Annotated in this window: 24 protein-coding genes; 10 read left to right on the top strand and 14 right to left on the bottom strand. The window is 64.0% G+C overall.

Translation table 11 applies throughout. The features are described from left to right. Window positions 1–11: 11 nt before the first annotated feature. The 3 genes from FNA46_RS09630 to FNA46_RS09640 all read right to left on the bottom strand — a co-directional run bounded on the left by FNA46_RS09630 (window position 12) and on the right by FNA46_RS09640 (window position 3644). Window positions 12–1955: a methyl-accepting chemotaxis protein gene (locus FNA46_RS09630; RefSeq protein ID WP_143124971.1), complete on the bottom strand. Its 1944-nt coding sequence runs from the start codon at window positions 1953–1955 to the stop codon at window positions 12–14. A 297-nt stretch (window positions 1956–2252) separates the two neighbouring features. Further along, on the bottom strand, window positions 2253–2738 hold the full coding sequence (locus FNA46_RS09635) for a peroxiredoxin (RefSeq protein WP_143124972.1): 486 nt from the start codon (window positions 2736–2738) through the stop codon (window positions 2253–2255). Window positions 2739–2798: 60 nt separating this feature from the next. Beyond that, window positions 2799–3644, bottom strand: coding sequence for a protein-disulfide reductase DsbD domain-containing protein (locus tag FNA46_RS09640; protein ID WP_143124973.1), 846 nt, complete (start codon window positions 3642–3644; stop codon window positions 2799–2801). A gap of 243 nt (window positions 3645–3887) precedes the next feature. Here FNA46_RS09640 and FNA46_RS09645 point away from each other — a divergent pair, with 243 nt between their 5' ends. The 3 genes from FNA46_RS09645 (at window position 3888) to FNA46_RS09655 (ending at window position 5941) form a co-directional block, all read left to right on the top strand. Next, the gene (locus FNA46_RS09645) at window positions 3888–4493 is read left to right on the top strand and encodes a YqgE/AlgH family protein (protein WP_143124974.1); all 606 of its coding nucleotides are present in this window, start codon (window positions 3888–3890) and stop codon (window positions 4491–4493) included. Between the two features lie 107 nt (window positions 4494–4600). Continuing rightward, entirely contained in the window at window positions 4601–4792 is a 192-nt protein-coding gene (locus tag FNA46_RS09650; RefSeq protein WP_143124975.1) for a CsbD family protein, read from the top strand. Window positions 4793–4879: 87 nt separating this feature from the next. Beyond that, on the top strand, window positions 4880–5941 hold the full coding sequence (locus tag FNA46_RS09655; RefSeq protein ID WP_143124976.1) for a zinc-binding metallopeptidase family protein: 1062 nt from the start codon (window positions 4880–4882) through the stop codon (window positions 5939–5941). Window positions 5942–6109: 168 nt separating this feature from the next. Here the strand turns inward: FNA46_RS09655 and FNA46_RS09660 are convergent, their stop codons facing one another. From FNA46_RS09660 to thrC, 4 genes are all read right to left on the bottom strand, one after another. Next, window positions 6110–9010: an EAL domain-containing protein gene (locus FNA46_RS09660; protein ID WP_185969790.1), complete on the bottom strand. Its 2901-nt coding sequence runs from the start codon at window positions 9008–9010 to the stop codon at window positions 6110–6112. A gap of 2 nt (window positions 9011–9012) precedes the next feature. Then, on the bottom strand, window positions 9013–9627 hold the full coding sequence (locus FNA46_RS09665; RefSeq protein WP_143124978.1) for a GNAT family N-acetyltransferase: 615 nt from the start codon (window positions 9625–9627) through the stop codon (window positions 9013–9015). 61 nt (window positions 9628–9688) lie between these two features. Continuing rightward, window positions 9689–10987, bottom strand: a complete 1299-nt coding sequence (locus FNA46_RS09670; protein WP_143124979.1) for a M16 family metallopeptidase — start codon at window positions 10985–10987, stop codon at window positions 9689–9691. Between the two features lie 26 nt (window positions 10988–11013). Further along, window positions 11014–12420 (bottom strand): threonine synthase, encoded by a 1407-nt coding sequence (gene thrC, locus FNA46_RS09675; protein ID WP_185969791.1) that lies wholly within the window; start codon window positions 12418–12420, stop codon window positions 11014–11016. Between the two features lie 209 nt (window positions 12421–12629). Between thrC and FNA46_RS09680 the strand changes: the two genes are divergently transcribed. Both FNA46_RS09680 and FNA46_RS09685 read left to right on the top strand, forming a co-directional pair. Then, window positions 12630–13256, top strand: a complete 627-nt coding sequence (locus FNA46_RS09680; protein WP_246102982.1) for a PilZ domain-containing protein — start codon at window positions 12630–12632, stop codon at window positions 13254–13256. A 342-nt stretch (window positions 13257–13598) separates the two neighbouring features. Further along, a complete protein-coding gene (locus tag FNA46_RS09685) occupies window positions 13599–16307 on the top strand; it encodes an autotransporter outer membrane beta-barrel domain-containing protein (protein ID WP_143124981.1) in 2709 nt (902 codons plus the stop codon). A gap of 12 nt (window positions 16308–16319) precedes the next feature. Here the strand turns inward: FNA46_RS09685 and FNA46_RS09690 are convergent, their stop codons facing one another. Continuing rightward, window positions 16320–17009: an HAD family hydrolase gene (locus FNA46_RS09690; protein ID WP_143124982.1), complete on the bottom strand. Its 690-nt coding sequence runs from the start codon at window positions 17007–17009 to the stop codon at window positions 16320–16322. A gap of 115 nt (window positions 17010–17124) precedes the next feature. Continuing rightward, a complete protein-coding gene (locus FNA46_RS09695; protein ID WP_143124983.1) occupies window positions 17125–17823 on the bottom strand; it encodes an ArsR/SmtB family transcription factor in 699 nt (232 codons plus the stop codon). Window positions 17824–17897: 74 nt separating this feature from the next. Here FNA46_RS09695 and FNA46_RS09700 point away from each other — a divergent pair, with 74 nt between their 5' ends. Next, complete coding sequence (locus tag FNA46_RS09700; protein WP_143124984.1) at window positions 17898–18227, top strand: NIPSNAP family protein; 330 nt, start codon at window positions 17898–17900, stop codon at window positions 18225–18227. After that, a complete protein-coding gene (locus FNA46_RS09705; RefSeq protein ID WP_143124985.1) occupies window positions 18224–18595 on the top strand; it encodes an antibiotic biosynthesis monooxygenase family protein in 372 nt (123 codons plus the stop codon). The genes FNA46_RS09700 and FNA46_RS09705 overlap by 4 nt, the downstream gene beginning before the upstream one ends. On the opposite strand, the gene FNA46_RS09710 is transcribed toward FNA46_RS09705, so the two are convergent. Together FNA46_RS09710 and FNA46_RS09715 are read right to left on the bottom strand one after the other, a co-directional pair. Next, window positions 18511–18918: a HepT-like ribonuclease domain-containing protein gene (locus FNA46_RS09710; RefSeq protein WP_185969785.1), complete on the bottom strand. Its 408-nt coding sequence runs from the start codon at window positions 18916–18918 to the stop codon at window positions 18511–18513. The genes FNA46_RS09705 and FNA46_RS09710 overlap by 85 nt on opposite strands. Next, a complete protein-coding gene (locus tag FNA46_RS09715) occupies window positions 18918–19214 on the bottom strand; it encodes a nucleotidyltransferase family protein (protein ID WP_143124987.1) in 297 nt (98 codons plus the stop codon). The genes FNA46_RS09710 and FNA46_RS09715 overlap by 1 nt, the downstream gene beginning before the upstream one ends. Window positions 19215–19362: 148 nt before the next feature. On the opposite strand from FNA46_RS09715, the gene FNA46_RS09720 reads away from it, so the two are divergent. After that, window positions 19363–20493, top strand: a complete 1131-nt coding sequence (locus FNA46_RS09720) for a site-specific DNA-methyltransferase (RefSeq protein WP_143124988.1) — start codon at window positions 19363–19365, stop codon at window positions 20491–20493. Between the two features lie 563 nt (window positions 20494–21056). Here FNA46_RS09720 and FNA46_RS09725 read toward each other — a convergent pair. The 3 genes from FNA46_RS09725 to mutY are packed head-to-tail and all read right to left on the bottom strand — an operon-like array spanning window position 21057 to window position 23138. Beyond that, on the bottom strand, window positions 21057–21359 hold the full coding sequence (locus tag FNA46_RS09725; protein WP_143124989.1) for a putative quinol monooxygenase: 303 nt from the start codon (window positions 21357–21359) through the stop codon (window positions 21057–21059). Between the two features lie 18 nt (window positions 21360–21377). Next, window positions 21378–21986, bottom strand: coding sequence for an HAD family hydrolase (locus FNA46_RS09730; protein ID WP_143124990.1), 609 nt, complete (start codon window positions 21984–21986; stop codon window positions 21378–21380). A 42-nt stretch (window positions 21987–22028) separates the two neighbouring features. Beyond that, window positions 22029–23138 (bottom strand): A/G-specific adenine glycosylase, encoded by a 1110-nt coding sequence (gene mutY / locus FNA46_RS09735; RefSeq protein ID WP_425468699.1) that lies wholly within the window; start codon window positions 23136–23138, stop codon window positions 22029–22031. Window positions 23139–23205: 67 nt separating this feature from the next. Between mutY and FNA46_RS09740 the strand changes: the two genes are divergently transcribed. Beyond that, the gene (locus tag FNA46_RS09740) at window positions 23206–23955 is read left to right on the top strand and encodes a glycosyltransferase family 25 protein (RefSeq protein WP_143124991.1); all 750 of its coding nucleotides are present in this window, start codon (window positions 23206–23208) and stop codon (window positions 23953–23955) included. 165 nt (window positions 23956–24120) lie between these two features. Further along, window positions 24121–25356 carry an O-antigen ligase family protein gene (locus tag FNA46_RS09745; RefSeq protein ID WP_143124992.1) on the top strand — a complete coding sequence of 412 codons (1236 nt, stop codon included), beginning with the start codon at window positions 24121–24123 and terminating at the stop codon, window positions 25354–25356. Window positions 25357–25374 lie beyond the last annotated feature (18 nt).

Below are 25374 nucleotides of genomic sequence, written 5' to 3' on the forward strand. Positions count from 1 at the left end.
CGGGCGAGCGCTCAGAACTCTTCCCAGCTTTCGGCGGCTGGACCGCCGCCGCCAGTGATCGCGCCGGCGACCTTGGCCATCATGCGGCGGGCCGGGGAGGGGGCGGCAGCCGGGGCATGGCCGGCCCGCACCGCTTCCGGCCGGCGGGGAAGGCCAGCATCACTGGCGCCAAGGCGGAAGTCGGCGATGATGTCGCGCAAACGGCGCACTTCGCCAGCAAGCGAGGAACTGGCGGCGGTGGATTCTTCCACCATCGCGGCGTTCTGCTGCGTGGTCTGGTCCATCTGGTTGACGGCGGTGTTGACCTCGGCGAGACCGACCGACTGTTCCTTGGCAGAGGTGGCAATTGCATCGAGCTGGGTGTTGATCGCGATGACCTGGTCCTCGATCACCTTCAGCACGTCACCGGTTTCCTGAACCAGCCGCACGCCGGTGGAGACTTCGTCGACCGAGTTGCGGATGAGATCCTTGATCTCCTTGGCAGCCTGGGCGGAGCGCTGGGCAAGCTCGCGGACTTCCTGGGCAACGACGGCAAAACCCTTGCCGGCTTCACCGGCGCGCGCCGCTTCCACGCCGGCATTCAGCGCCAGCAGGTTGGTCTGGAAGGCGATCTCGTCGATCACGCCGATGATCGAGGAAATCTGGTTGGAGGACTGCTCGATACGCTGCATGGCGGAGACGGCATTGGAGACCACCTCGCCGGAGCGGCGGGCCGACTTGTTGGCTTCCATCGCGACGTGACGGGCTTCCTCGGTGCGCTTGGAGGCATTCGCCACATTGGTGGTGATCTGATCCAGGGCGGCGGCGGTTTCTTCCAGCGACGCGGCCTGCTGCTCGGTGCGTTTGGAGAGATCCTCGGCGCTCTGGCTGATCTCGCGGGCGCCGCTGTCGATCGAGCCGGTGGCATCGGCGACGGTGCGCAGGCTGTCGGCGAGCTGCTTCACGGCGGCGTTGAAGTCGGCGCGCAGCGTTTCGAAGTCGGAGGCGAAGGGCTCGTTGAGGCGGAAGGTCAGGTCACCGCTGGAGAGATGCTTGAGACCCTCGGCGAGACCGGAGGTGGCCTGCGCCATCTCCTTGGCGCGCTGGCGCTCTGCTTCGGCGGCGCGGGCGCGTTCGGCCTCGCTGGCGCTGCGGTTGCTCTCTGCGTCGCGTTCCATGTCGCGGGCCCTCAGGCCATTGTCCTTGAAGACCTGCACGGCCTTGGCCATGCCGCCGATCTCGTCGCCGCGATCGGTCTCGTTCACGACCACCGTCAGATCGCCCTTGGCAAGCGTCTTCATCGTCTCCGACAGCGTGCCGATCGGACGCGTGACCCAGGCGCGGATGGCGAAATAGCCAAGCGCCAGAACGATCACCAGCGCACCGACGACCACCGCCATGGTGAAGACGGCGGAACGGGCCACCATGTCGGACAGGCGGTCGCTTTCTGCCGCGGACGAATCCACCACCGCCGTCGTGACCGCCGTGAACTTGGGCGAGATCACGCCGAAGGACGGCTGGCACTTTTCCAGGAACAGTTGCTGGGAAGCGATGATTTCGGGTTCCGTCGTCGAGGCGCGGCCTGCGGCAATGGCGGGCGCGCAGATCTCGTTGATGATGCGCAGACCCTCCGCCTTCAGCTGCGGGATTTCCGTCTTGGAAGGCAGGGCAGCGGCGGCGATGTCCATATACTTGATGAACTGGTCCTGCACATCCTTCAGCGATGCGTCTGCCTTGTTGTTCAGCTCTTCGCTGCGCGACATCAGGATGTCGCCGATGTTGCCGCGCACGGCCTGCAGCGCGCGATTGGAGCGCGCGAGATAGATGCCGGCCTTGGCTTCGCCGTCCAGGAGTTGGCTATAGCTCGTATCCACCATGAACAATTGCCGGTTCTGGTAGAAGGAAATGCCAAGGGTCATCACGCCGAAGCCGGCGATGATGAGCAGAAACTTTCCGATGATCGATAGGTTGCGCACGTTGACCTCTGAATCTGGCGGGCATGGGCAGCCGTCGAGATGTCATTCCCGGTCTGGCGGCTGGATGGTGCGCTGCCCTGTCTCAGTGCCGGTGCCACGAGGCCCCGCACATGCCGGAACGCACGCCAAATCGCATTGCCTGATGCAATATCGTATTTTAGCGATACCTATATTAGGTAGACAAGCTTAGGAAATGCTTAATGTCGCCCGAGGCGTCATGCGCGCGCAGGGGGCGTGTCGCAACGAAAAAAGCGGCCCTTGCGGACCGCTTTCTGTCGGCAAACCCGGCCTTCGGGCTCAGAGCTGTTCCAGCATGGCCGCGGCGCCGGAAACAGTCGCCTGACCGGCATTTTCCTCGATGTTGAGCGACTTCACCACGCCGTCCTCGACCAGCATGGAATAGCGCTTGGAGCGCGTGCCGAGACCGGCTGCCGACAGATCCATGTCGAGGCCGAGCGCCTTGGTGAAGGAGGCGTCCCAGTCGGACAGGAAGTGGATCTTGCCCGCGCCGCCGCTCTTTTCCGCCCAGGCGCCCATCACGAACCAGTCGTTGACGGCGAGAACCGCGATGTCGTCCACGCCGCGCTCCAGCAGCGCATCGCGGTTTTCCAGATAGCCCGGAAGGTGGTTCATGGAGCAGGTGGGGGTGAAGGCGCCCGGCACCGCAAACAGCACCACCTTCTTGCCCTTGAACAGGTCCGAGGTCGTGACCTCGACCGGGCCATCGCTGGTCTTTTCCTTGAAGGTGGCGGCAGGCAGGGTATCGCCGACGGTAATCGTCATGATGGTCTCCTTGATGGCAAATGGCAGGCAGGCAATGTCGACCGCGACTATAGAGCGGGCTCAATCGAAGGCAAGCTTGGTTTCCATGGCACGGTTGCCGGCAATCACCAGAATGTCCCAGTGCTTGTCGGTGGTGGCGCTTTCTCCGGGCGGATGCTTGCCGAATGGCATGTCCACGACATACAATCCCTCGATGCGCCGCGGGCTTGCCTGGTCAAAGAGAACCCGTCCGCCGGGCGTCGCCACGAAGATCTGCGGCTTCTCCACGCCTTCCGGCAACCTCAGGGCCAGGCTCAGTTTCTCGCGTCCATTCGCAACCATGTAGTGGGTCACGCTGAAATCGTCGGAGGGCTTTTCCGGCAGCTTGCGCCGGGCCTCGTCGAGGATCAGGTTTTCCTCCAGCGGCAGGCCGTTCGCCCGGGTCAGATCCACCTCGAAATCCGCCTGGAAGGGAATGCAGATGTTGCGGCAGAGCCCGATGAAGGCGCTGGCATGGATCTTCAGCGGCGCTGAGGGGTCGGCCACCTTCAGGGTGAAGGGAAGGGTGACCGCATGGTCATAGCCGAGATCCTTGATCCCGCCGGCATCGAACAGGCTGGGCACCGGGAAATCCATCTTTTCCAGCGTGATTCCGTTGCCGGGCGACACCACGACCTGCGGGGGGATGCCGGCCTGGCCGGGTTCCTTCCAGTAGGTGATCCAGCCGCGCGTCGGCTCGATCTGCAGGGCGCCCTGCACGGTTCCGTCAGCGGTTGCCGGCAGCGCGATGATTCGCATGCGCCCGCCATCATTCTGCGCCCAGTTGCTGGTGGCCGCCTGCGTGCCATGTGCCGGAAGCAGGGCTGTCGCCGCCAGCAGGGCAGCACTCGCATGACGACGGAAAGAAAGGCGCAGTTTGATGCTCATGTCCCGAGATTTAGCCGAGCGATACGGCCGCTTCCAGTCACAAGCGTGAAAGCGGCATCATTTTCGGTTGATTGCAGATAAGGCCTGCCCCATGTTGGTTGGGTGTGGATTGTTCGGCACGCGCTGGATGCGGGTTTTGCGATCCGCCGCATCCGGTGCCCGCCCCCGGATCCTGGTGTCCGGGATCCACATTTGTTGAAGCCGCCCCGCCCGAGGGCCGGGCCTACCGCTCAAGGAGGCACGATGGCATTGTCGATACTCACGGACAGGCAGGAGCGGGGATTTCTGGATGGCCAGTTCCTGATCGCCATGCCGGGCATGCAGGACGGAAACTTCGAACGTACGGTGGTTTATGTCTGTGCCCATTCCACGGCCGGTGCCATGGGCTTCATCATCAACCGCCCGCAGCCGATCTCCTTCACCGAAATCCTCTTGCACCTCAAGCTGGTGGACCAGCCGGAAGCCATCATGCTGCCAAGCCAGACCCGGGATTTTCCGATCCTTGGCGGCGGCCCGGTGGAAACCGGGCGCGGCTTCGTGCTGCACTCGGACGATTATTCGAGCGACAGCAGCATTCCCGTCAGCGACGACATTTCGCTGACGGCCACGCTCGACATCGTGCGCGCGATCTATAACGGCCGTGGTCCGAGCCGCGCCACCATGCTGCTCGGCTATGCCGGCTGGGGGCCGGGTCAGCTGGAGGCGGAAATCGCCGCCAACGGCTGGCTGAACTGCCCGGCGAGCGAGGATCTGATCTTCGATACCGCCCTCGAGGGCAAATATGACCGGGCGCTGGCGCTGATGGGGGTGCGGCCGGAGCTTCTGTCGCGCGAGGCCGGCCACGCCTGACCCCGGCCCGCCGGCGGTTGGTTGCATCCTGGGCGGAACCAACCATCGGTCGGATGCGTTTTTCTCCCGAACGCCATCATGACGATGGCACAACGAGGAGAAGACCCATGAGCAGCATGAGCGACAAGGTAAGCGGCAAGGCCAACGAAATTGCCGGCAAGGCCCGTCAGGCGGCCGGCGATATGACGGATGACCGCTCGATGAAGGCCAAGGGCGCTGTCCAGGAAGCCAAGGGCAAGGCCCAGCATGCCAAGGGTGAAGCCAAGGATGCCGTGAAGGGCCTCGTCGATCGCGCCTGATGGACGCTTCATCCCTGATGCCAAGCCTGCTCCGCGCTGCCGCGCGGGGCAGGCTTTCTTCTGACCCGCTGCTTGGGATCTCACCACATGCGTCTCTATCAATGCGATCACTGCGGCCAGTCGATCCATTTCGACAACCGCGACTGCGTCAATTGCGGCCATCGCCTTGCCTTCGTCCCGCAGCGGCTGGCCATGCATGCACTCAGCGAATGCCCTGACGGCACCTGGCGGCTGGTGTCCGATCGCTGGCAGGCCGTGCGGCCCTGCGCCAATGCGGTCAACGACATCTGCAACTGGACGGTGCCGGCGGAAGGGGAGGAGACCTTCTGTCTTGCCTGCCGCCACAATCGTCTGCTGCCCGATCAGTCGATGGAAGAGGGGATCTTGCAGCTGCGCCGCATCAGCCAGGCGCAGCGGCATCTGTTCTATTCGCTGCTGAGATGGAACCTGCCGCTGACGACGCGCACGGAAGATCCCGAACACGGACTGGTCTTCGACTATCTCGTCGATGAGGTGCTGCCGGACGGCAGCGTCAAGCCCGCCATGACCGGCCATGAAAGCGGTGTCATCGCCATCCGCGCCGCGGAAGCCGACGACGTGACGCGCGAAAAGGTGCGTGTCTCCATGAACGAGCCCTACCGCACGCTGCTTGGCCATTTCCGCCATGAGACGGGGCACTACATCTGGGAAAAACTGGTGCGGGACCGCGACCGTCTTGCCCCGTTCCGCGATGCCTTCGGCGACGAACGGCAGGACTATACCGAAGCACTGCGCCGCAACTACGAGGCGGGGCCGCCGGCCGACTGGCAGGAGCATTTCATCAGCACCTATGCCAGCAGCCATCCGTGGGAGGATTTTGCCGAGTGCTTCGCCCACTATCTGCATATCGTCGATACGCTGGAAACCGCGCGTGCCTTCGGCCTGGTGGTGGAACCGCACGGCCATGAGGATCTTGCCACGGAAGTGGCCTTCGATCCCTATCGCGCCCGCAGCGCCGCGCAGCTGGTCGATGCCTGGGTGCCCTTCAGTGTGGCGCTGAACAGCATCCATCGCTCGCTCGGCGTCCCCGATCTCTACCCCTTCATCCTGACGCCGACGGTGGTGGCCAAGCTGGAATTCATCCACGGGCTGGTGCAAGGGCGGACGTGAGGCGACGGCCCGGCTGGCATGCCGGCAGGGCGACTGGCGGTGCCGGTTGCCTTTCTCCTTGCCCGGATGAACATGCCGCGCTGCGGCATCTGCGGCATCTGCGGCATCCGGACGGCGCCGGCCCGCGCTGCTGCGCGCGCCGGCGGTGACGCGAGGTGCCGCGAACGGCTACGCGCGCTTGGTCAGCGGAAACCGTTCCTTCAGCAGGCGCTGCACGGCGTCGGGCGCCATGGGCGCACCGAACAGGAAGCTCTGGCCGAACTGGCATCCCATCTTGGCCAGTTCCACCGCCGCCTCGTCGGAGGCGATGCCCTCGGCCACGATCGACATGTCCATGGCGCGCGCCATGGCGATCACCGAGCGCAACACCACCAGCCCCTTGTCGCTGTCGTTGGTGACAAGCGACTTGTCGAGCTTGATGGTGTCGAAGGGGAACTGGGTCAGCTGGCCAAGCGAGGAATAGCCGGTGCCGAAATCGTCGATCGCAAGGCTGATGCCGAGATCCTGCAGCTTGGCAAGCACCAGTCGCGCCTGTTCCGGATTTTCCAGCATCATGGATTCCGTCAGCTCCAGCTTGAGCCGGGCAGGATTGACATCGGTACGGGCAAGAAGCGCGCGGATTTCTGTGTAGAGATCCGCATTCAGCAGCTGCGCGCTGGAGAGGTTCACCGACAGGAAGATCGGCAGTTCGCCCGCCTGCTTTTCCCAGCTCGTCAGATCGGCCGTTGCACATTCCAGTGCGAAAAGCCCGAGCGGCCCGATCAGCTCGCACATCTCGGCGATCGGGATGAATTCGGCTGGCGGAATGCTGCCGCGCTTGGGGTGCTCCCAGCGCATCAGCGCCTCGAAGCCCGCCAGTTCGCCATCCTTCAGCCGGATGATCGGCTGATAGGCGAGCGACAGTTCCTTGCGTTCGATGGCGCGGCGCAAATCCGTCTCGATCTGCAGGCGGTCGGGCGTCGCATTGGTGCGGAAGGCGGGGCGGAAGGGCTCCACCCGGTTGCCGCCGGCGCGTTTGGCCCGGTACATCGCCAGTTCCGCATCGCTGAGAAGGCTGGCCGCACTTTCCTGCTGGTCCACCCAGGAGCAGAGCCCGACCGAGGCGGTCAGGATCACTTCGCGATTGGCGAAATTGATCGGCACCATGATCGCCTGGCTGACGGCCTCGGCGAAATCGGCCACCTTGCCGGGATCGCGCTCGGAGACGAGGATGAGGCCGAACTGGTCGCCGGAAATGCGCGCCAGCGTATCCTGCGGCTTCAGAAGACGGCGCAGGCGCCGCGTCAGCGCGATCAGAATATTGTCGCCAGCGGCAATCCCGAGCGCATCGTTGACCTGCTTGTAGCGGTCGATGTCGATCGCCAGCACCGTCGGGCGCACGCCATCGCTGGTGGCGGCAATGGCCAGCACCGATTGCAGGCGGTCGAGGAAGACCTGGCGGTTCGGCAGGCCGGTCAGGTTGTCGTGCATCGCATCGACCAGCAGCCGTTCCACCGAATTCTTCGGCTCGGTCACGTCGACGATGGTGCCGACGCAGCGGATGATTTCGCCATTGGACCCCAGCACCGGCCGGGCGCGGATCTGCAGCCAGTGGAAATGCCCGTCCTCGGCGCGGATGCGGAACTCGTGGTTCAGCTTTCCCTTGCGATGTTCCAGCAGCACGTCCAGCGTCGCCTTGAAGCGGTCGCGGTCGTCGGGGTGAAGACGCGGCAGCCAGTTGCGCGCCGGTCCGTGCATCGAACCCGGGGAGAGGCCGAGCTTCAGGGAGATATCGGGTGTCGTCACCAGCCGGTCACGCGCCACGTCCCAGTCCCACACCGTGTCGCCGCTGCCCATCAACGCCAGCGACTGGCGCTCCAGATCGGAAAACAGACCCTGCTGGTAGGCGCCGCCGGCAAAGGCATGCTGCATCACGGTAAAGCCGATCAGCAGAACGATGAGGACGAGGCCGCCGCCGAGCGCCGGCTGGATGATGTCGTTGTCAAGCTTGCCGGTCACCGTCAGCCAGCCGCCGAACAGCCAGACGAGAATCAATGCCCAGGTCGGCACCAGGAGGATGGCGCGGTCGAAGCGGTTGAGACCGAGATAGATGATGAGACCGATGCCGACGGTGGCCGTCAGCGCCAGAGAAATGCGGGCAATGCCGGAGGCGATCGAGGGGTCGTAGATCGCCACGCCGAACAGCAGGCCAAGCCCGACGATCCAGGCAAAGGTGGCATAGCCCAGATGCACGTGCCAGCGATTGAGGTTGAGATAGGCAAACAGGAAGATCACCAGCGAGGAGGCGAGCGCCACCTCCGCACCCGCCCGCCATATTCGCTCGTCGCTGGAGCTGATGGCGATCAGTTTCTCGAGGAAGCCGAAGTCCACGCAGATATAGGCAAGCACCGCCCAGGCAAGCGCTGCCGCCGCCGGCAGCATGGAGGTGCCCTTCACCACGAAGAGAATGGTGAGGAAGACCGCCAGCAGGCCGGCAATGCCGAGCACGATGCCGCGGTAGAGCGTGAAGGAGTTCACCGTATCCTTGTAGGCGTCCGGCTCCCACAGATAGATCTGCGGCAGGTTCGGCGAGGTGAGTTCCGCCACGAAGGTGATGACCGAACCGGGGTTCAGGGTGATGCGGAAGACATCCGCATCCGGGCTCGGCACGCGATCGAGCGCAAAGCCCTCGGAGGGGGTGATGGCATTGATGCGCTGCGAGCCGAGGTCCGGCCAGATCATGCGCGAGCCGACGAGACGGAAATGCGGGGCGACGATGACGCGCTCCAGCTGTTCCTCGGAGACATTGGCCAGCGCAAACACCGCCCAGTCGCCCTGATGGCCGGGGGTTGCCGAGCGCACCTCGATGCGCCGTCGAATGCCGTCGGTGCCGGCGGCCGTCGAGACCTGGAAGGCCTCGCCCTGGTTGGCATAGATATCAGTGGTGGCGGTCAGGTCCAGCGCCCGGTCGTCGCGGGAGATCTTCACCGGTTCGAAGGCGAAGGCAAAGGCCGGCGCGAGGATGAACAGGAGGCAGGCGGCCAGCATGGCCAGCGCCCGGGTGAACAGCGGGGAAATGGGGGAGGCCATGCTCATTGTGCGGCCTGCATCCCGGTATCCGCCTGATCGCCCGCCAGCAGCGAGTATAGGGTGTGATCCCGCCACTCTCCGTTGATTTTCAGATATTTGCGCAAGAGACCTTCCCGTTCGAAACCGGCCTTTTCCAAAAGCCGCACGCTCTTCCAGTTCTCCGGGATACAGGCTGCCTCGATGCGGTGCAACTGAAGCCCGGAGAAGATGTAGGGTACTACAAGGCGGAGTGCGGCAAACATATGACCTTGCCCGGCATGTTTTTCGCCCATCCAGTAGCCGATCATGCAGCTTTGCGCCGCGCCGCGCCGGATATAGCCAATGGTCAGGCCGCCCAGCAGGGCCTTGTCCTCGCGCCGGAACAGAAGAAGCGGCACGGCAAGGCCGGAGGCGAATTCCTGTGAATTGCGGGTGACGCGCGCCCGGAAGGACGCCTCCGTCAGTTCGTCATGTCGCCAGCTCGGCTCCCAGGGCTGCAGGAAGGGTCGGCTTTCCGAACGCAGCGCATACCACTCGCGATAATCGGTGTAGCGCGGCAGGCGCAGCAGGTGCCGGTCGCCATAAAGCTCCGGCGTCTCCGGCTGACGTGACAAAAACCGAAACACCGACCGCGTCATCCTATGTCCCGTTCCACCCCGTCCAGCGCGATCGCTGAACGGAATGGCAAAGCCCGCGTGATCAGCCGGTCGCTTTCTGCGTCCTGATATGCGGCGAGGAAAGTGCCGCCGTGATATCCGAAAGCGGTGCCAGCTTTTCGACCGGCCCGATGGCGGACAATGTCGGAACTGTATCGAAAAACAGCCGCCCGGCAAGATCGGTCAATCGTGACGTCGTGATGCCCGCGAGGCGTTCCATCATTTCCACGTTGGGAATGATGCGGCCGTAGAGAATCATCTGCCTTGCGATCTGGCCGGCGCGGGCGGCCGGGCTTTCCTGGCCCATCAGAAGCTGGGCGCGGATCTGGGCGCGGGCGCGGTCGATTTCCTGCTGCTCGATCACGTCGGACGACTTGCGCAGCTCGTCGAGGATGACAGGCACCAGTTCCGGCAGGTCTTCGCCGCCGGTCGCGGCATGAATGCCGAACACGCCGGTATCGGAAAAACCCCAGTGGAAGGCGTAGACCGAGTAGCAGAGGCCGCGATGCTCGCGCACCTCCTGGAACAGGCGGGACGACATGCCGCCACCCAGGATGTTGGCCAGAATCTGCGAACAGTAGAAGTCCCGCATGTGATAGGCCTTGCCCTCGAAGCCGAGCAGCAATTGCGTGTCCATGAGGTCGCGCGTCTCGCGCACCTCGCCGCCGAGATAGCGGGCGGCCTCGAAGACCGGCGGCGCGGAGGGTTTCGTCGGCAAAAGCGCGAAGCGTTCTTCGACCTGCCTGACCAGCGTGTCGTGATCGACGGCGCCAGCGGCCACGACGAACATGCGGTCGGTGGTATAATTGCGGGACAGATAGCCGCGGATCTGGTCGGGTGTGAAGGACTGCACCGTTTCCGGCGTGCCGAGGATCGGCCGGCCGATGGTCTGGCCACGATAGGCGGTTTCCGAGAAGCGGTCGAAGACCAGATCGTCGGGCGTATCGTTGGCCGCGCCGATCTCCTGCAGGATCACATGCTTCTCGCGCTGCAGTTCCTCTTCATCGAAGGCCGATTCGGTGAGGATGTCGGCGAGGATGTCGATCGCCAGTGGAACGTGGTCCTTCAGCACCCGGGCATAATAGGAGGTGGTTTCGGTGGAGGTGGCGGCGTTCAGTTCGCCGCCGACATTCTCGATTTCTTCGGCGATGTCGCGCGCCGAGCGGCGCGCGGTGCCCTTGAAGGCCATGTGTTCGAGAAGATGGGCGATCCCGTGCTCGTCGACGGTTTCATTGCGCGATCCCGACTTGATCCAGACACCCAGCGCCACGCTTTCGAGGTGCGGCATGTTCTGCGTCACGACGGTCAACCCGGAGGCAAGCCGGGTGATTTCAACATTCATTGTCGGTCTTTCCGGCACTGCGGCCCTTACGCTTTTGCCCGCGCATGCTGGTGGATGAAGGTTTCCACCGCCTTAAGCTCGGGTTCCAGCAGGTCGTAGCGCTCCTCCCTGTTCATCAGATCAGCAAGCCATGATGGGAGGGACGGATGAATTCCGCAAGCGGATTCTACCGAGGCGGGGAACTTGGCCGGGTGCGCGGTGGCGAGCGTCACCATCGGACTTGCGGTCCGGGCATTCTTCGCCGCGACGAAGACACCGGTCGCCGTGTGCGGGTCGAGAAGGTAGCCGGTCTCGGCAAGCGTTGCGCGGATCGTCTGCGCCACCTGCTTCTGCGTGGCGCGTCCGGCGCGGAATTCGCGGCGGATTGCCTTGAGCGCTTCCGGCTGGATCTCGAAGGCGCCGGACTGGCGAAGCCCCGACATGGCGGAGCGTACGGCAGCGGGCTCGCGGCCATAGGCCTCGAACAGCAGACGCTCGAAATTGGACGAGATCTGGATGTCCATGGACGGCGAGGTGGTGGCGATCACCGGCTTCATCTCGTAGCGGCCGGTCTTCAGGGTGCGGGCGAGAATGTCGTTGTCATTGGTGGCGATCACCAGCCGGTCGATCGGCAGGCCCATGCGCTTGGCCACATAGCCGGCGAAGATATCGCCGAAATTGCCGGTCGGCACCGTGAACGAGATCTTGCGGTCCGGGCTGCCGAGCGAGACGGCTGCGGTGAAGTAATAGACCACCTGCGCCATGATGCGGCCCCAGTTGATCGAATTGACGCCGGACAGCTTCACGCTTTCGCGGAAGGCGACGTCGTTGAACATGGCCTTCACCAGATCCTGGCAATCGTCGAAATTGCCCTTCACAGCCAGCGCATGCACGTTCTTGTGCGTCGAGGTGGTCATCTGCCGCTGCTGCACGGGCGAGACCTTGCCATGCGGGAAGAGGATGAAGATGTCGGTCCGCTCGCGTCCGGCAAAGGCATCGATCGCCGCCCCGCCCGTATCGCCGGAGGTCGCGCCGACGATGGTGGCGCGCTCGCCGCGCTCTGCCAGCACATAATCCATCAGCCGGGCCAGCATCTGCATGGCCACGTCCTTGAAGGCGAGCGTGGTGCCGTGGAACAGTTCCAGCACGAAATCATTGGGGCCGACCTGCACCAGCGGCACCACGGCCGGATGCCGGAAGGTGGCGTAGGCCTCATCGATCATCGCCTTCAGGGCGGCATCGGGGATCTCGCCATCCACGAAGCGGGTCATCACCGCAAAGGCGACCTCCTGGTAGGACTTGCCCCGCAGGCCGCGGATGTCCTTCTTCGTGAAGACCGGCCATTCCCGCGGCAGGTAGAGACCGCCATCACGGGCGAGACCCGCCAGAAGAGCATCACGAAAACCGAGAGCGGGCGCATCGCCCCGTGTAGAAATATAGTCCAAGACAGCTATCCCTGGATGCGTGTTCGATGGTCCGAAGCGGACGATGGCGGTGGATCACGATCAGGCCCGAGGCCGGCCCCCTTTTGGGGGCGATTGCGTCGGCCGGGAGGCACATTCGCGCCAGGGCTTCCGGTCCAGACAAAATTCGGCTGCAATCCCAATCGATTTTTCCGTGCGCCGCTGGTATAGACCATCAAAATTTACCGTGAAAGCCCGGAATGTCCGTTCTGTGGCGGCTGGGAAGAAAAGGGTCGCATTACGTGTTTCGCAAGTCTTCGCTCAGGTTCAGGTCTTCGCTCGGGTTTCTGTCGCTCTCCCTTCTTGCCGCTCTTGCCGGGTGCAATTCTTCCTCACCGCTGGGCGGTCTGACCCAGAGCGAGCCGGCAGCCCAGCCTGTGGCGCCCGTGGTCCAGGCCTTCTGCCCGCCGGTCGTGCTGAGGGATGACACCGCCATCCGCAGTGCCTATGCCGGCAATGCGAAGGACGATCCGGACAAGCTGATCTACCGCGCCTCGCTGGCCGAGGCGACCCGCGCCTGCACCGCCAACGACACCACGCTGACGATCAACGTGATGGCACAGGGGCGCCTTGTGCTCGGTCCGGCCGGCAAGGCCGGCGCCGTCAACCTGCCGGTGGTGGTCGAGGTGCTGGACGGTGACAAGGTGATCTACTCGAAGTCGGTGAGCTATCCCGTCACCGTGCCGCCGGAAGGTTCCACGCAGTTCCTGTTCAACAAGCCGGATGTCGCAATCCCGAACACCGTCGGTGGGGCGTCGCGCTTCACCCGCGTCCGTCTCGGCTTCGAAGAGGTGGCCGTCGGCAAGAGCGCACGCCGCAAGGGCTGAGGCGCATCCCGGCTCTCAACACCTCGCTGCCGTTTCACTGGCATTGACCATGGTGAGGCAAGGCATGTCCGGCGACCGCAGTGTCGCCAGGGATGCCTTGCCTCTCTGTTTTACGTATCGCCCAGAAGCTGGACGATACACACGCCGATGCCGAATATTTGGCCAGCATATCTTGCGGTTCATTGGCTATATCTCTCGGGAAAGACTGGATTTTTCTTGAGATGAGACAGGTTTGTCCATTCCTTGTGCATCATTAACCCGTCGTTAACCCACTGCTTCTACCCTGATGCAGCATGAAGGAGCGATGCAGCTCCTGTTTGCTCCGATGACAGGGAGAATGACATGGCGGTGGGCAGACTGGGTCCCGGCGGGGCCCGGCTTTGGCTTTCGACGGCGCTGGCCTCTGGCCTCACCGTTCTTGCGGCGCCACCGGCTGTTGCTCAAAGCATTTCCTCCGTCTGGACCGGCACGTCCGATAGCAGCTTCACGAATGGCGCCAACTGGTCCACCACGCCCAGAGCACCGGGAGCAGCCGATGCCGCCGAGATCGGCACCGGCGTTGCCATCGTGTCATCCGGTGCTGCCGTTTCCACGCTTGCGGTCGATGGCGGTACGCTGCGTGTTCCCTCAACTCTCACTGTCGGCAACGGCACCAGCCTGTCGTCAGGCCTGATCGAGGTGCTTGTGGGCGGCAGGCTTGCCTCCGATGTCACCGTCACCGGCGGGGTTCTCTCGAATTCTGGCACGCTGGATGGCGACCTCAGCCTTTCCGGCGGCAGCGCCGTGAATGACGGAACGATCAGCGGCGATACGCGCATTGCGGCCACCTTCACCAACAACGGCACGCTCGGGACGCTCATCGTCACGTCGGGCGGCATCGCCACCAACAATGCGACGGGCCATGTGCTGGGCGCCACGGATCTTGCCGGCGGCACGCTGACCAACAATGGCACGCTGTCGTCCGTTTCGGTGGCAAGCGGCGCGATCTTCGTCAACAACAGTGGTGCCACCGCCGGCACGCTCACCAATGCGGGCACCGCCTCCAACGGCGGAAATCTGGCGGCCCTGGTGAATACGGCCGGCAGTTTCACCAACAACACCGGCGGTACCGTTTCGGGCGCGAGCAGCGTGACCGGTGGCACGCTGACCAACAACGCCACGCTTGCCGCCGTGACCGTCGGTCCGGATGGCCTCTTCACCAACAATGCCGGTGCAACGGCGGGCGCCATCAGCAATGCCGGCAACACCACCAATTCCGGCACCCTTGCCAGCCTTGCCAATACCAGCGGCCGCTTCACCAACAATACCGGCGGCAGCGTGACCGGCACCACAAGCATTACCGGCGGCACCGTCACCAACAATGCAAGCCTTGCTTCGGTGAGCGTCGGTGCCGGCGGCAGCCTCGTCAACAACAGCGCGGGTTCCACGGGCGCCGTGGTAAATGCCGGCAGCATGACGAATGGCGGCACGGTCGCATCGCTCACAAACACCGGCGGCGACTTCGACAACACCGGCAGCATCACCGGCGCGGCGAGCGTCAGCGGTGGTATGCTGACCAATGACGGAACCGTGCTCGGTGCGGTCACGGTGTCGGGCAGCGGCATTCTCTCGGGCACGGGCAGCGTCGCTTCGCTTTCCGTCGGTTCGGGGGGCACGCTGTCTCCCGGGCCGGGACTTGCCACGCTGTCCGTCACAGGCAACCTCACGCTTGGCGCCGGCTCCACCTATCAGGCGGACATTGCCTCGACCGGCGTGTCGGACCGCATCACCGTCGGCGGAACCGCAACGCTCGGTGGCACGCTGGCCCTTGAGGCCGCAAGCCAGGTCTACGATCCCTCCGTCAGCTACACCCTGCTGACCGCGACCGGCGGCGTGTCGGGTACCTTTGCCAGTGTCACCTCCGACTTCGCCTTCCTGTCGCCGCTGGTCACCTATGGCGCTGGCAGCCTGACGCTCGATCTCGACCGCAACGCGGTCGCCTTCTCCTCCTATGCCTCGACCGCCAATGCCAGGGCAGCGGCGAATGCCGCGGATGCGCTGCCGGCCAATGACGGGCTTCACCTTGCGGTCCAGTCGATGTCGCGTGCGGATGCCGCGACCGTCTTCGAGCGGCTGGATGGCGATCTGCATGCCTCCCTGAAGAGCCAGCTTCTGGAAGACGGCCAGTTCCAGCGCGAGGCCCTGCGCGAGCGCATGCAGGTGCGCCACGAAGGCAAGGACGGTTTCTGGGCCGCCGTGTTCGGTGGCAACGGCCATATCGATGGCGATGGCAATGCCGAGGAGGTCAAAAGCAGGCTGAAGGGCGCGCTTCTGGGCGCCGATGCCCTGCTGTTCGACAACAGCCGGTTCGAGGGTGGCCGTGTCGGCGTCGTGGTCGGCGCCAGCCGCAGCCATGTCTCCGAACCGCAGGGTGGCGATCACGCCGATGTGGATGCCTATCACGCCGGTCTCTACGGCAGCACCTGGTTCGGCCCGGTCACCCTGAGCGGCGGCGCCCTCTGGTCCGGCAACAGCATCAGCACCCGGCGCAGCATCGATGTCGGCAGCCTGTCGCAGGTGCTGACCAGTGACTATCACGGCGATACGGCGCAGGTCTTTGCCGAACTCTCCTCCGATATTCGCGCCGGCGATGCGACGCTCACTCCCTTCGCCAATATTGCGCATGTGCGGCTCTGGACGGACGGATTTGCGGAGCAGGGGGGCTCGGCGGCGCTGTCCGGATCGAACAGTATTGACGAGGTTACCGTCTCCACGCTCGGCCTGCGCGTGGCAACCGATCTGCCGGTTGCCGAGTTGCCGATGGCGCTGACCGCCGAACTTGGCTGGCGGCACGTGTTCGGCGACCTGTCGCCAGACACGACGCTCGCCTATGGCGGCGGGCAGCGCTTCACCGTGGGCGGCGTGTCGCTGCCGCGCGACGCGGCGGTGCTGAAGGCCGGCATCGAGGCGAGGCTTTCATCTGCCATGCGGCTGACCTTCAACTGGAACGGCATCTTTTCCGCCGACGAGATCAGCAATACCGCAAGGCTTGCGCTCTCGGTATCCTTCTGACGTCGCGCCGGATCAGACGGCGCCCACCCATTCGCCCAGCGCTGTGATCGTCGCGGGCAGGTCACTCATGCGAGAAATCACGGTTTCGGCGCCGGCATCGGTCAACCGGTCGGCATGGCTCGGATAGGTGTGCGAGGCGCCTGTAAAGCCGATCACCCGGCAGCCGGCGGCCACCGCGCCGTGAATGCCGTGTACCGAATCCTCGATCACCACGGTGCGGGACGCATTCACCTTGAAGGTGTCGATCGCGTGCAGGAAAATGTCCGGACGCGGCTTCACCCGGTCCGGCCCGAGATCCTTGGCCGAGAAGATGTTCGGTGCGAAATAGGGCTTCAGCCCCACCTTCGTCAGCATCATGTCGAGGCGCTGGCTTGAGGAATTGGAGCAGATGCAGGCCTGTGTGGTGATCTTAGACAGGGCGAACTTCACGCCGTCGATCACCTTCACGTCGCGCTCCAGCCGCGCGTCGAGCAGCTTTTCCGACTTGTCGATCAAGGAGGCGGAGAGGGGGATGTCCACCTCCTGCTCGATGGCAAGCAGGATGTTCTTCCAGGTCATGCCGGCGAAGCGCTCGCCCATTTCCTCGACGCTGATGGGGTAGCCGGCTTCCGTCAGCAGGCGGGATTCCACCTGGGCCGCGATGATTTCCGAATCGACCAGAACGCCGTCGCAGTCGAAGATGATGAGGTCGAATCCGCTCATGTCAGAAGTGCTCTTTGCTGGGATCTTCACGTGGATGTTGAAGGGGGCGCCGTATCGTCAGGCCCCGGTAGGTGCGGGATGATGCCTGACTACACGAGGATGGCGACAAGAACAATCAGGCCGCGTCGGCGTCCTGGACCGGGAAGAGGGCGAGAAAACGGCGCTCGCCTTCACGGGTGAAGCGGATGGCGCGGCTCTCGGGCTCCCGCTTTGCCAGACCTTCGGCCAGGATGTGCTGGAAGATCGCCTTGCCGAGCGCGCCGCCGAGATGCGAGCGGCGCTCGCTCCAGTCGAGGCAGGCGCGGCAGAGCGGCCGGCGCGGCGTCTTCAGCGCGTCCACATCCACGCCGATTTCGCAGAAGAAGCGGTGGCCGCTCTCCGTCAGTTGCAAGGCCTCGCCGTCGGCCATGATCGCGCCGCGTCCGATCAGGCTGTCGAGCATGCGCACGCCGAAATCGCCGGCCAGATGATCATAGCAGATGCGTGCACGCCGCAGCGCCGGGTCGCGGGGCCCGGGGCGATGGCGCAGATGCCCGCGCGTCGCGGCAAGGCCGGCCAGGTTTTCCAGCAGGCCGGCAACGGCGCTGTCGGCCAGCGCGAAATAGCGGTGGCGCCCCTGGCGGCGCTGGGACAGCAGCCCGCCATCCTCCAGCTTGGAGAGGTGCGCACTGGCGGTTGCCAGCGTCACGCCGGCGGCCCCGGCCAGTTCGGTCGCGGTCAGCGCCTGGCCGCCCATCAACGCCATCAGCATGTTGGCGCGGGCCGGGTCGCCGATCAGCGTTGCGATGCGGGCAATGTCGGGTCCTTCTTTCATGGTTTGATCGTAACCGAAGCATCATTGCCGTGCAATGGGGCAGTGTGCGCGCATCGCAACCAGAGAGGAAGACGATGATCACCTGTTTCATCCGCTACGAGATCGACCCGTTCAAGCGCGATCGCTTCGCCGATTATGCGCGCGCCTGGGGGCAGGCCATCCCGCGCTGCGGTGCCGATCTGATCGGCTATTTCGCCCCGCACGAGGGATCGGCGACCACCGCCTACGGCGTCTACTCCATCGAAAGCCTCGCGGCCTACGAGGCCTATCGCGCGCGCCTCGCCGAGGACCCGCTCGGCCGGGAAAACTATGCCTTCGCCAGCCGCGAGCGCTTCATCCTGAAAGAGGAACGCCTGTTCCTGCGCAATGTCTCGCTGCCGCATGGCCCGAGGATGCCTGAATGATCGCCGTCATTTTCGAAGTGGTACCCTATATGGGCGAGCGCCATCGCTATCTCGACCTTGCCGGCGAACTGCGCCAGGACCTGGAAAGCATCGACGGCTTCATCTCCATCGAACGCTTCGAAAGCCTGTCGATGCGCGGCAAGCTTCTGTCGCTGTCCTTCTGGCGTGACGAGGCGGCCGTGCAGGTGTGGCGCACCCGGGAAGCGCATCGCGCCGCGCAACGGGCCGGGCGCCGCGAGATCTTTGCCGACTATCGCCTGCGCATCGGCCATGTGCTGCGCGATTACGGCATGTTCGAACGGGCGGAGGCGCCGGTGGACGCCGAGGCGGTACCTGTGTCCCCCTCATCGCCCTCGAGCGTGGCCTGAATGGCGGCGATGGCGACGCGGAGTTTCGGCAATTCATCCACGATCACGCCCCAGAGGATGGTTTCGGACAGTCCATAATATTCATGTCGCAGAATGTTGCCGATGCCCCGGATCTTCGGCCATGGAATTTCGGGGCGAAGGTTCTGGATCTCCTCAGGGATCCGCCGGCTTGCTTCGGATATGATCTCGATTGCCCGCTCGCTTGCCAGTTTCAGAAAAGCGTCGGCTTGGTAATCGGCAAGGGTCTTGCCGGTCACGGCCGACTCGATCGCGCTGATCGCCAGTTGAATATCGTACAGGAAATGGCGAATGTCTCGCGCCATCAGAAGACCCGCTCGGCGGAGGCAATGATCCGATCTCGCAGGACGGGATGCAGGCTGTCGCGGGTCGTCACATCCACGGGAATCGACAGATCTTCTTCCAGAAACAGCTTGATACCGACGAGATCTAACGCGTTGAAGCGCGAGCGGGGATCATAATCGATGAACAGGTCGAGATCGCTCGTTTCCCTGGCCTCGTCGCGCACAACCGAGCCGAACAGGTAGAGCGCGGTTGCGCCGAGTGCCCGGATGGCATCGGCCCGCGCGGTCAGCTGTCGGATGGCCTCGTCCTTCTTCATGGGCGAAAGGATAGCGCAGATCGGGCTTTGACACCATCCGTGCCACAATTTTCGCGTCAGGCGGTGCCGCCTTCAGTCTTTGGTAACCAAACTGGGTAACCATAACAGTCTGTAAACGTATTCCGAGTCAGCGTTCAGCGAGTATCAGATGGCATCCGTTCTTCCGCTTGCGGCCTTGAGGGCCGAACCGCGTCCCGATTCCTGGCTCAACAGCATCATCAAGGGCGATTGCGTCGCCGCATTGGAAGCACTGCCCGACCAGTCGGTCGATGTCATTTTTGCCGATCCTCCCTACAATCTGCAGCTTGGCGGCATGCTGCACCGGCCGGACCAGTCGCTTGTCGATGCCGTCGATGACGAATGGGACCAGTTCGAGAGCTTTCAGGCCTACGATGCCTTTACCCGCGCCTGGCTGCTGGCCTGCCGGCGCGTGCTGAAGCCGAATGGCACGATCTGGGTCATCGGCTCCTATCACAACATCTTCCGCGTCGGTTCCATGCTGCAGGATCTGCGCTTCTGGCTGCTGAACGACATCGTCTGGCGCAAGACGAACCCGATGCCGAACTTCAAGGGCCGTCGCTTCCAGAACGCGCATGAGACGCTGATCTGGGCGAGCCGCGATCCCAAGGCGAAATCCTACACCTTCAACTATGATGCGCTGAAGGCCTCCAACGATGACGTGCAGATGCGCTCCGACTGGCTGTTTCCGATCTGCAGCGGCCACGAGCGGCTGAAGGACGACGACGGCAAGAAGATCCATCCGACGCAGAAGCCGGAAGCGCTGCTGGCCCGCATCATCATGGCCTCCACCAGGCCGGGCGACGTGATCCTCGATCCCTTCTTCGGCTCGGGCACCACCGGTGCCGTCGCCAAGCGTCTCGGCCGCAACTTCGTCGGCATCGAGCGCGAGCAGGATTACATCGATGCGGCCTCCGCCCGCATCGCGGCGGTGGAACCGCTCGGCAAGGTGGAACTCACCGTTCTCTCCGGCAAGAAGGCCGAGCCGCGCGTGGCCTTCAACACGCTGGTGGAAAGCGGCATGGTGAAGCCCGGCCAGGTGCTGACGGATGCCAAGCGCCGGGTCAGCGCCATCGTGCGCGCCGATGGTACGCTGGTTTCCGGCGGCGAGGCCGGCTCCATCCACCGCGTCGGCGCAAAGGTGCAAGGTTTTGACACCTGCAATGGCTGGACCTTCTGGTATTACGAGGAAGAAGGTGTCTTGAAGCCCATCGATACGTTGCGCGCCATCGTGCGGCGGGACATGGCTGCGCTCGACTGAAGACCGGACTGAGTGCTTGACTACACAAGGCCGTGATGGGCGCCGACCATGCTTTTGCCTGATTCGACGCTCTCTCTGGACGAAATACTCGTTGCACGGAGATAGTCGATCCACCGCCCCCGTCAATGAGGCCTCTCGTCGGTTCCAGTCCCGTCAGAGGCAACGACGCCCGGATCCGCAAGGACCCGGGCGTTGTTTTTTGAAGACCTGTTTGGGTCTTGGTGCCGAGCTCCGCACCGCGAGTGGGTGCGCGCATCACTCTTTGCAACCCTTGGTGATTTCCGTTCCGCCTGCTACCGTTCCGCTGTCGGGAGCGAAGCGGCAGGCGCCGTGCCAGCCGGCGTCGACCGGTGAGGATGAGCCGCACCGGCCGAGGCAGAGGCTCTGCTCCCGAGCAGGAGTGATGACGATGGGGATGCCTGTCTTAATCACGCTTGAGATAAGAAAAACCCGGACAGGCTGGTCAGTGCGCGTCCGGGTTCAATTCTTAAGCTAAGCGAAACGAGGTCAGGAGTTCCAGCTCCTGACCTCACTCCTGAAGCATACCACATCCGCGCAGGCTTTCAACGCGGCGGGGTGTCTCCCTCGACCCGGATCGTATAATCACGCGGAATGCCGGCGGTCACCTGAAACCAGTCGGAGGATTTGGTGCGGGCCTGATGGGCGTCGAAGGCGGCCTGGTCGGTGAAGATCTCCGAAACCAGGAGGCGGCCTTCCACGGTGCCGCAAGCCGTCACCTCGAATTTCAGGCAGCCGGGTTCGGCCCGCGTCAGCGCGATGTGAACGGGAAGGGCGGCGTCCACGGCCGCCCGCCGGTCGGCGGGTACGTCGATATGGCCGTCGAGATAGACTTGTCCATCGCTCATGCGGGTGGCCTTTCCCGGTCAGACGGTGATGCCGAAGGCGGCGAGATCGGCGCGCAGCCGCTCGGCATCGATGAACTGCACCGCCTGCCAGCCGGCGGCCTTGGCGCCCTCCACATTGGCGGCGGAATCGTCGATGAAGATCGTCCGGGCCGGATCGAGGCCGAAATTCTTCGCGTGCAGGCGGTAGATCTCCACATCCGGCTTGATCAGAAAGATTTCGCCGGACACGGTGACGCCGCGCGGCCGGTTGAGGAAGGGGAAAAGCTCGCGCGCATGGCGGAAGGTGTCGGCGGCGAAATTGGTCAGCATGGTCACGTCGCGGCCGGCGTCGATCAGGCTTTCCAGAATGGCGACGCTGCCCTCATAGGCATGTGGCACCATTTCGTGCCAGTGCTTGCGGAAGGCGCGGATCTGCGCCTCGCGCTCGGGATACTGTGCAATCAGCTCGGCCTCGGCGACCGGCCATTCGCGCCCGCGATCCTGTTCCACGTTCCAGTCATGCGTGCAGACATTTTCGAAGAACCAGCGCCGCTCCTCGGCATCCGGAATGATCCGGCTGAAGGGAATGTTCGGATCGTAATGGATCAGCACCTTGCCGATGTCGAAGACGATATGGTCGATGGTCATGAAAACTCCTCCTGGGATTTGCGAAAAGGATCTGCGGCATGCTCAGCTGTCTGGCGCCGTCGATGCCGGTGAAAAGGCGCGTGGAATGGCCAGAGTGATTGCCTTTTTCATCACGGTGGGCAAGGCCTGTGCTTCCAGTTGTTCCACCGGCTCCCACCAGCAGCCCTGCATCAGCGGTCGGGTGGAGATCAGGGCGCGAAATACCGTCAGCCTGAGTTCGAAATGGGTGAAGACATGGGTCACCACGCCGGCAGGCTGCCAGTCGGCGGGGAAGGGGGCGTGATCGGGCGTCGTGCCGCCATCCTGCCGCGATGTCCAACTGGTGGTCGGCACCTCCGTCATGCCGCCGAGCAGGCCCGATGCGGGGCGACGGCTGAGCAGCACCGCGCCGTCGGCGGAGACGGCGACGAAGGCGGCGCCCTGCCGGATCGGCTTTTCCTTCTTCGCCGCCTTCACCGGAAAGCGCTCGGGATCGTCGCGGCCAAGCGCCAGACAGTCGTCGCGGAAGGGACAGAGCACGCAGCTTGGCCGCTTCGGCGTGCAGATGGTGGCGCCGAGATCCATCATGCCCTGTGCAAAATCGCCCGGCCGCTCAACGGGCGTCAGCGCCCTGACGCGGGCTTTCATCACCGGTTTCGAACCGGGCAGCGGCGCGTCGATGGCGTAGAGGCGCGAAATGACGCGCTCCACATTGCCATCCATCACGGCGGCCGGCCGGTTAAACGCGATGGCGGCGACGGCGGCAGCCGTATAGTCGCCGATGCCGGGCAGGGCGCGCAGGCCATCCTCCGTATCGGGAAAGACGCCACCATGCAGGCTCGCCACCGCCTCGGCGCATTTCTTGAGGTTTCGGGCTCGCGCATAGTAGCCAAGTCCCGCCCAGGCGGCCATCACATCCTCGACCGGTGCACTGGCCAGATCCGAGACATCAGGCCATCTCTCCAGAAACTTTCGGAAATAAGGCTTGACCGCCTGCACGGTTGTCTGCTGGAGCATCACTTCCGACAGCCAGACGTGATAGGGGTTGGCTCGCAGTCCCTGACGGTGCGCGGTCGGTGTCACCCGCCAGGGCAGGTCGCGGTGATGGCGATCGTACCAGTCGAGCAGATGGCGGGTGAGGCGAGTTTCGAACGGGTCCGGCATGGAATGCATGGGGCCTTGTCTTGATGAGCGGTCGAGCAGTCGGCCGGAGTGATAGAATGCGGTGACGTGGAAGCCAATGGCGCAACAGATGGAATTGCCGGTCTTTCTGATCAATATCGAACGGGCGGCTGCGCGTCGCCGGCTGATCGAACAGCAGGCCGCTGAGCTTGGCATCACCCTGGAACGGGTCGCGGGCGTCGATGGCAGCCTCGTGCCGCAGGCCGACTGGGCCGATGCGGATGTTGATCTGTTCCGCCGGCGCAATGGCCGCCCGATGATGGCCGGCGAATATGGCTGCTACCAGAGCCACCTGAATGCCTTCCGCCAACTGGCCGACAGCGGCCGCCCGGCGGCCCTCGTCATCGAGGACGACGTCGCCCTCAGTGCCGACCTGATGCAGCGGGCGCTCTCCATTCTGGAGGTCGTGCCTGACGATTGCGTCGTCAAGCTCGTCAACCACCGCACCGTAGCCTTCCGGCCGCTCTTCACCAGCGCGCGCGGCGATCGGGTCGGGTTTTCGCGCTTCGGGCCGCAGGGCTCGTCTGCCTGCTATCTGCTGACGGCCAAGGCGGCGGAAAGACTTGCCACGGGCATGCGACCGCAATCCCTGCCGCTCGACAGCGCGCTGGAACGATCATGGCAGCATGGCGTGCCGATCTATACCAGCGAGAAAAACCTCATCGATTTTGGCGCGCTGCGCAACGAGACACTGATCGCCAGCCAGGCCGATTATCGCGGGCTGAAGTTGCGGGGCTGGAAGAAAATGCCAACTCACCTGTTTCGCGTCGGCGAAGCGCTGCGGCGCGCCGCCTACACGTTTTTCTAGAGGCTTGCAGCGGATGCCCGCGGAGAGCCTTTCGGTGGGGAGCCGGTGGGGAGCGGGTTCCTTCAAAACGACACAGTCGGCGAACACATCGGGTCCCGTCGGGAAGAGACCACGCGGAGAACTCCGTATCCTGATCGGTGGGCTGTCCGGAGCAATGAAAGGCGCATGATGACGGTAAAGCGATTGCTGCTGCTTCGCAGACGGATCGACCCGCTCCTTGTCGGCCTTTCGGCCGTGCTCTTTCCACTCTACATGCCGGCACCCGTGGCGGTCGCCGTCATCTTCGGTGCCTGTGGCCTTTATGTCGCCTTCTCCAGCCGCCGCAGGCTGCGTCGCCAGATGACGTCGCCGGCCGGCATGGTGATGGTCTATACGTTGTTTTCCGCAGCGCTGATGCTGGTGCGCGGCGAGTTCAATCTGGATAACCGGCAGCTTGGCTTCATGGGCCTCCTGCTCGGGGTTTCCTTCATTTCTCCCGGCCTGTGTCTGGTGCGCCGGCCGCTGCGCCACTTCGTCATTGGCGCGCGCCTTGGCTCGGTCGCCACGTTCCTGCTGGCGCTCACGGTGGCCATGATCCTCGCCCACGCACCGGATCGCTATGGTGGTGGCGGCAATGCGGCGATCATGGCCTTTCTGGTGCTGATCGGGGCGCTGGTGGCGAGCATCGATCTTGAAAAGCCGCCGCGCTTCCTGCCGAACGGCATGCAGTATCTGGCGCTCTCCAGCTTTCCGGTGTTCCTGACGGAAACGCGGGCCGTTCTGGTGCTGGTGCCTGCGATCTTCCTCGTCGAGTTCTTCTGCCGCACGGAACAGTGGCGCCCGCATCTGCGCAAGACCCGTTTTGTCATGCTGCTGGCCGGACTTGTCGCCCTGCTGCTGCTGCCGCAGGTGAGGGAGATGCTCATCGAGCGCTTTTTCAGCGTCTATGACTATTACATCGACGGGGGCGAGCATGCCGACATGGTGTCCGGCGACATTCGCCTGACCATGTGGCAGGCGGCGCTGGTGGTGATCGGCGACCACCTGTTGTCCGGTGTCGGCCTGATGCGCATGTTCGGTCTGATGACCGAGGCGGCCGGCGACCACGCCTCGCTGATCGAGGGCTACAAGCACGTGCACAATTTCGTGCTGCAGGAACTTCTCGCCAACGGCGTGATCGGCCTTCTGCTGCTGGCCTCGATCCCTGTGGTGTTTCTCGCCACGGTCTGGCGCAAGACCCCGGATGCGGTGCTCAGGCGGTCCGCCGTCTATGTCCTTGGCAGTCTCGGCGCCTTTGGTCTTCTGCATGATCCGTTCTATCATGAGCTCTGCCTGTCGACGATCATGCTGTTCGTCGGCGTCTGCCTCGCGCAGTTCCATCGCTGGGACATGCTGACGCCGGCGGCGGCGAAACGACTCTGACCTGAAACGAGCCCGATG

Source organism: Affinirhizobium straminoryzae, assembly GCF_007004135.1.
Classification (GTDB): Bacteria; Pseudomonadota; Alphaproteobacteria; order Rhizobiales; family Rhizobiaceae; genus Neorhizobium; species Neorhizobium straminoryzae.

Excerpts from the sequence above, each read along its gene's own strand:
- FNA46_RS09715 (WP_143124987.1), bottom strand. The coding sequence starts at position 19,214 with ATGAAGAAGGACGAGGCCATCCGACAGCTGACCGCGCGGGCCGATGCC.
- FNA46_RS09655 (WP_143124976.1), top strand. The coding sequence starts at position 4,880 with ATGCGTCTCTATCAATGCGATCACTGCGGCCAGTCGATCCATTTCGAC.
- FNA46_RS09725 (WP_143124989.1), bottom strand. The coding sequence starts at position 21,359 with ATGAGCGATGGACAAGTCTATCTCGACGGCCATATCGACGTACCCGCC.
- FNA46_RS09690 (WP_143124982.1), bottom strand. The coding sequence starts at position 17,009 with ATGAGCGGATTCGACCTCATCATCTTCGACTGCGACGGCGTTCTGGTC.
- FNA46_RS09740 (WP_143124991.1), top strand. The coding sequence starts at position 23,206 with ATGGCGCAACAGATGGAATTGCCGGTCTTTCTGATCAATATCGAACGG.
- FNA46_RS09665 (WP_143124978.1), bottom strand. The coding sequence starts at position 9,627 with ATGACGCGGTCGGTGTTTCGGTTTTTGTCACGTCAGCCGGAGACGCCG.
- FNA46_RS09720 (WP_143124988.1), top strand. The coding sequence starts at position 19,363 with ATGGCATCCGTTCTTCCGCTTGCGGCCTTGAGGGCCGAACCGCGTCCC.
- FNA46_RS09695 (WP_143124983.1), bottom strand. The coding sequence starts at position 17,823 with ATGAAAGAAGGACCCGACATTGCCCGCATCGCAACGCTGATCGGCGAC.
- FNA46_RS09700 (WP_143124984.1), top strand. The coding sequence starts at position 17,898 with ATGATCACCTGTTTCATCCGCTACGAGATCGACCCGTTCAAGCGCGAT.
- FNA46_RS09635 (WP_143124972.1), bottom strand. The coding sequence starts at position 2,738 with ATGACGATTACCGTCGGCGATACCCTGCCTGCCGCCACCTTCAAGGAA.
- mutY (WP_425468699.1), bottom strand. The coding sequence starts at position 23,138 with ATGCATTCCATGCCGGACCCGTTCGAAACTCGCCTCACCCGCCATCTG.
- FNA46_RS09670 (WP_143124979.1), bottom strand. The coding sequence starts at position 10,987 with ATGAATGTTGAAATCACCCGGCTTGCCTCCGGGTTGACCGTCGTGACG.
- FNA46_RS09685 (WP_143124981.1), top strand. The coding sequence starts at position 13,599 with ATGGCGGTGGGCAGACTGGGTCCCGGCGGGGCCCGGCTTTGGCTTTCG.
- FNA46_RS09745 (WP_143124992.1), top strand. The coding sequence starts at position 24,121 with ATGATGACGGTAAAGCGATTGCTGCTGCTTCGCAGACGGATCGACCCG.
- FNA46_RS09710 (WP_185969785.1), bottom strand. The coding sequence starts at position 18,918 with ATGGCGCGAGACATTCGCCATTTCCTGTACGATATTCAACTGGCGATC.
- FNA46_RS09680 (WP_246102982.1), top strand. The coding sequence starts at position 12,630 with ATGTCCGTTCTGTGGCGGCTGGGAAGAAAAGGGTCGCATTACGTGTTT.
- FNA46_RS09645 (WP_143124974.1), top strand. The coding sequence starts at position 3,888 with ATGGCATTGTCGATACTCACGGACAGGCAGGAGCGGGGATTTCTGGAT.
- FNA46_RS09705 (WP_143124985.1), top strand. The coding sequence starts at position 18,224 with ATGATCGCCGTCATTTTCGAAGTGGTACCCTATATGGGCGAGCGCCAT.
- FNA46_RS09730 (WP_143124990.1), bottom strand. The coding sequence starts at position 21,986 with ATGACCATCGACCATATCGTCTTCGACATCGGCAAGGTGCTGATCCAT.
- FNA46_RS09650 (WP_143124975.1), top strand. The coding sequence starts at position 4,601 with ATGAGCAGCATGAGCGACAAGGTAAGCGGCAAGGCCAACGAAATTGCC.
- FNA46_RS09660 (WP_185969790.1), bottom strand. The coding sequence starts at position 9,010 with ATGGCCTCCCCCATTTCCCCGCTGTTCACCCGGGCGCTGGCCATGCTG.
- FNA46_RS09640 (WP_143124973.1), bottom strand. The coding sequence starts at position 3,644 with ATGAGCATCAAACTGCGCCTTTCTTTCCGTCGTCATGCGAGTGCTGCC.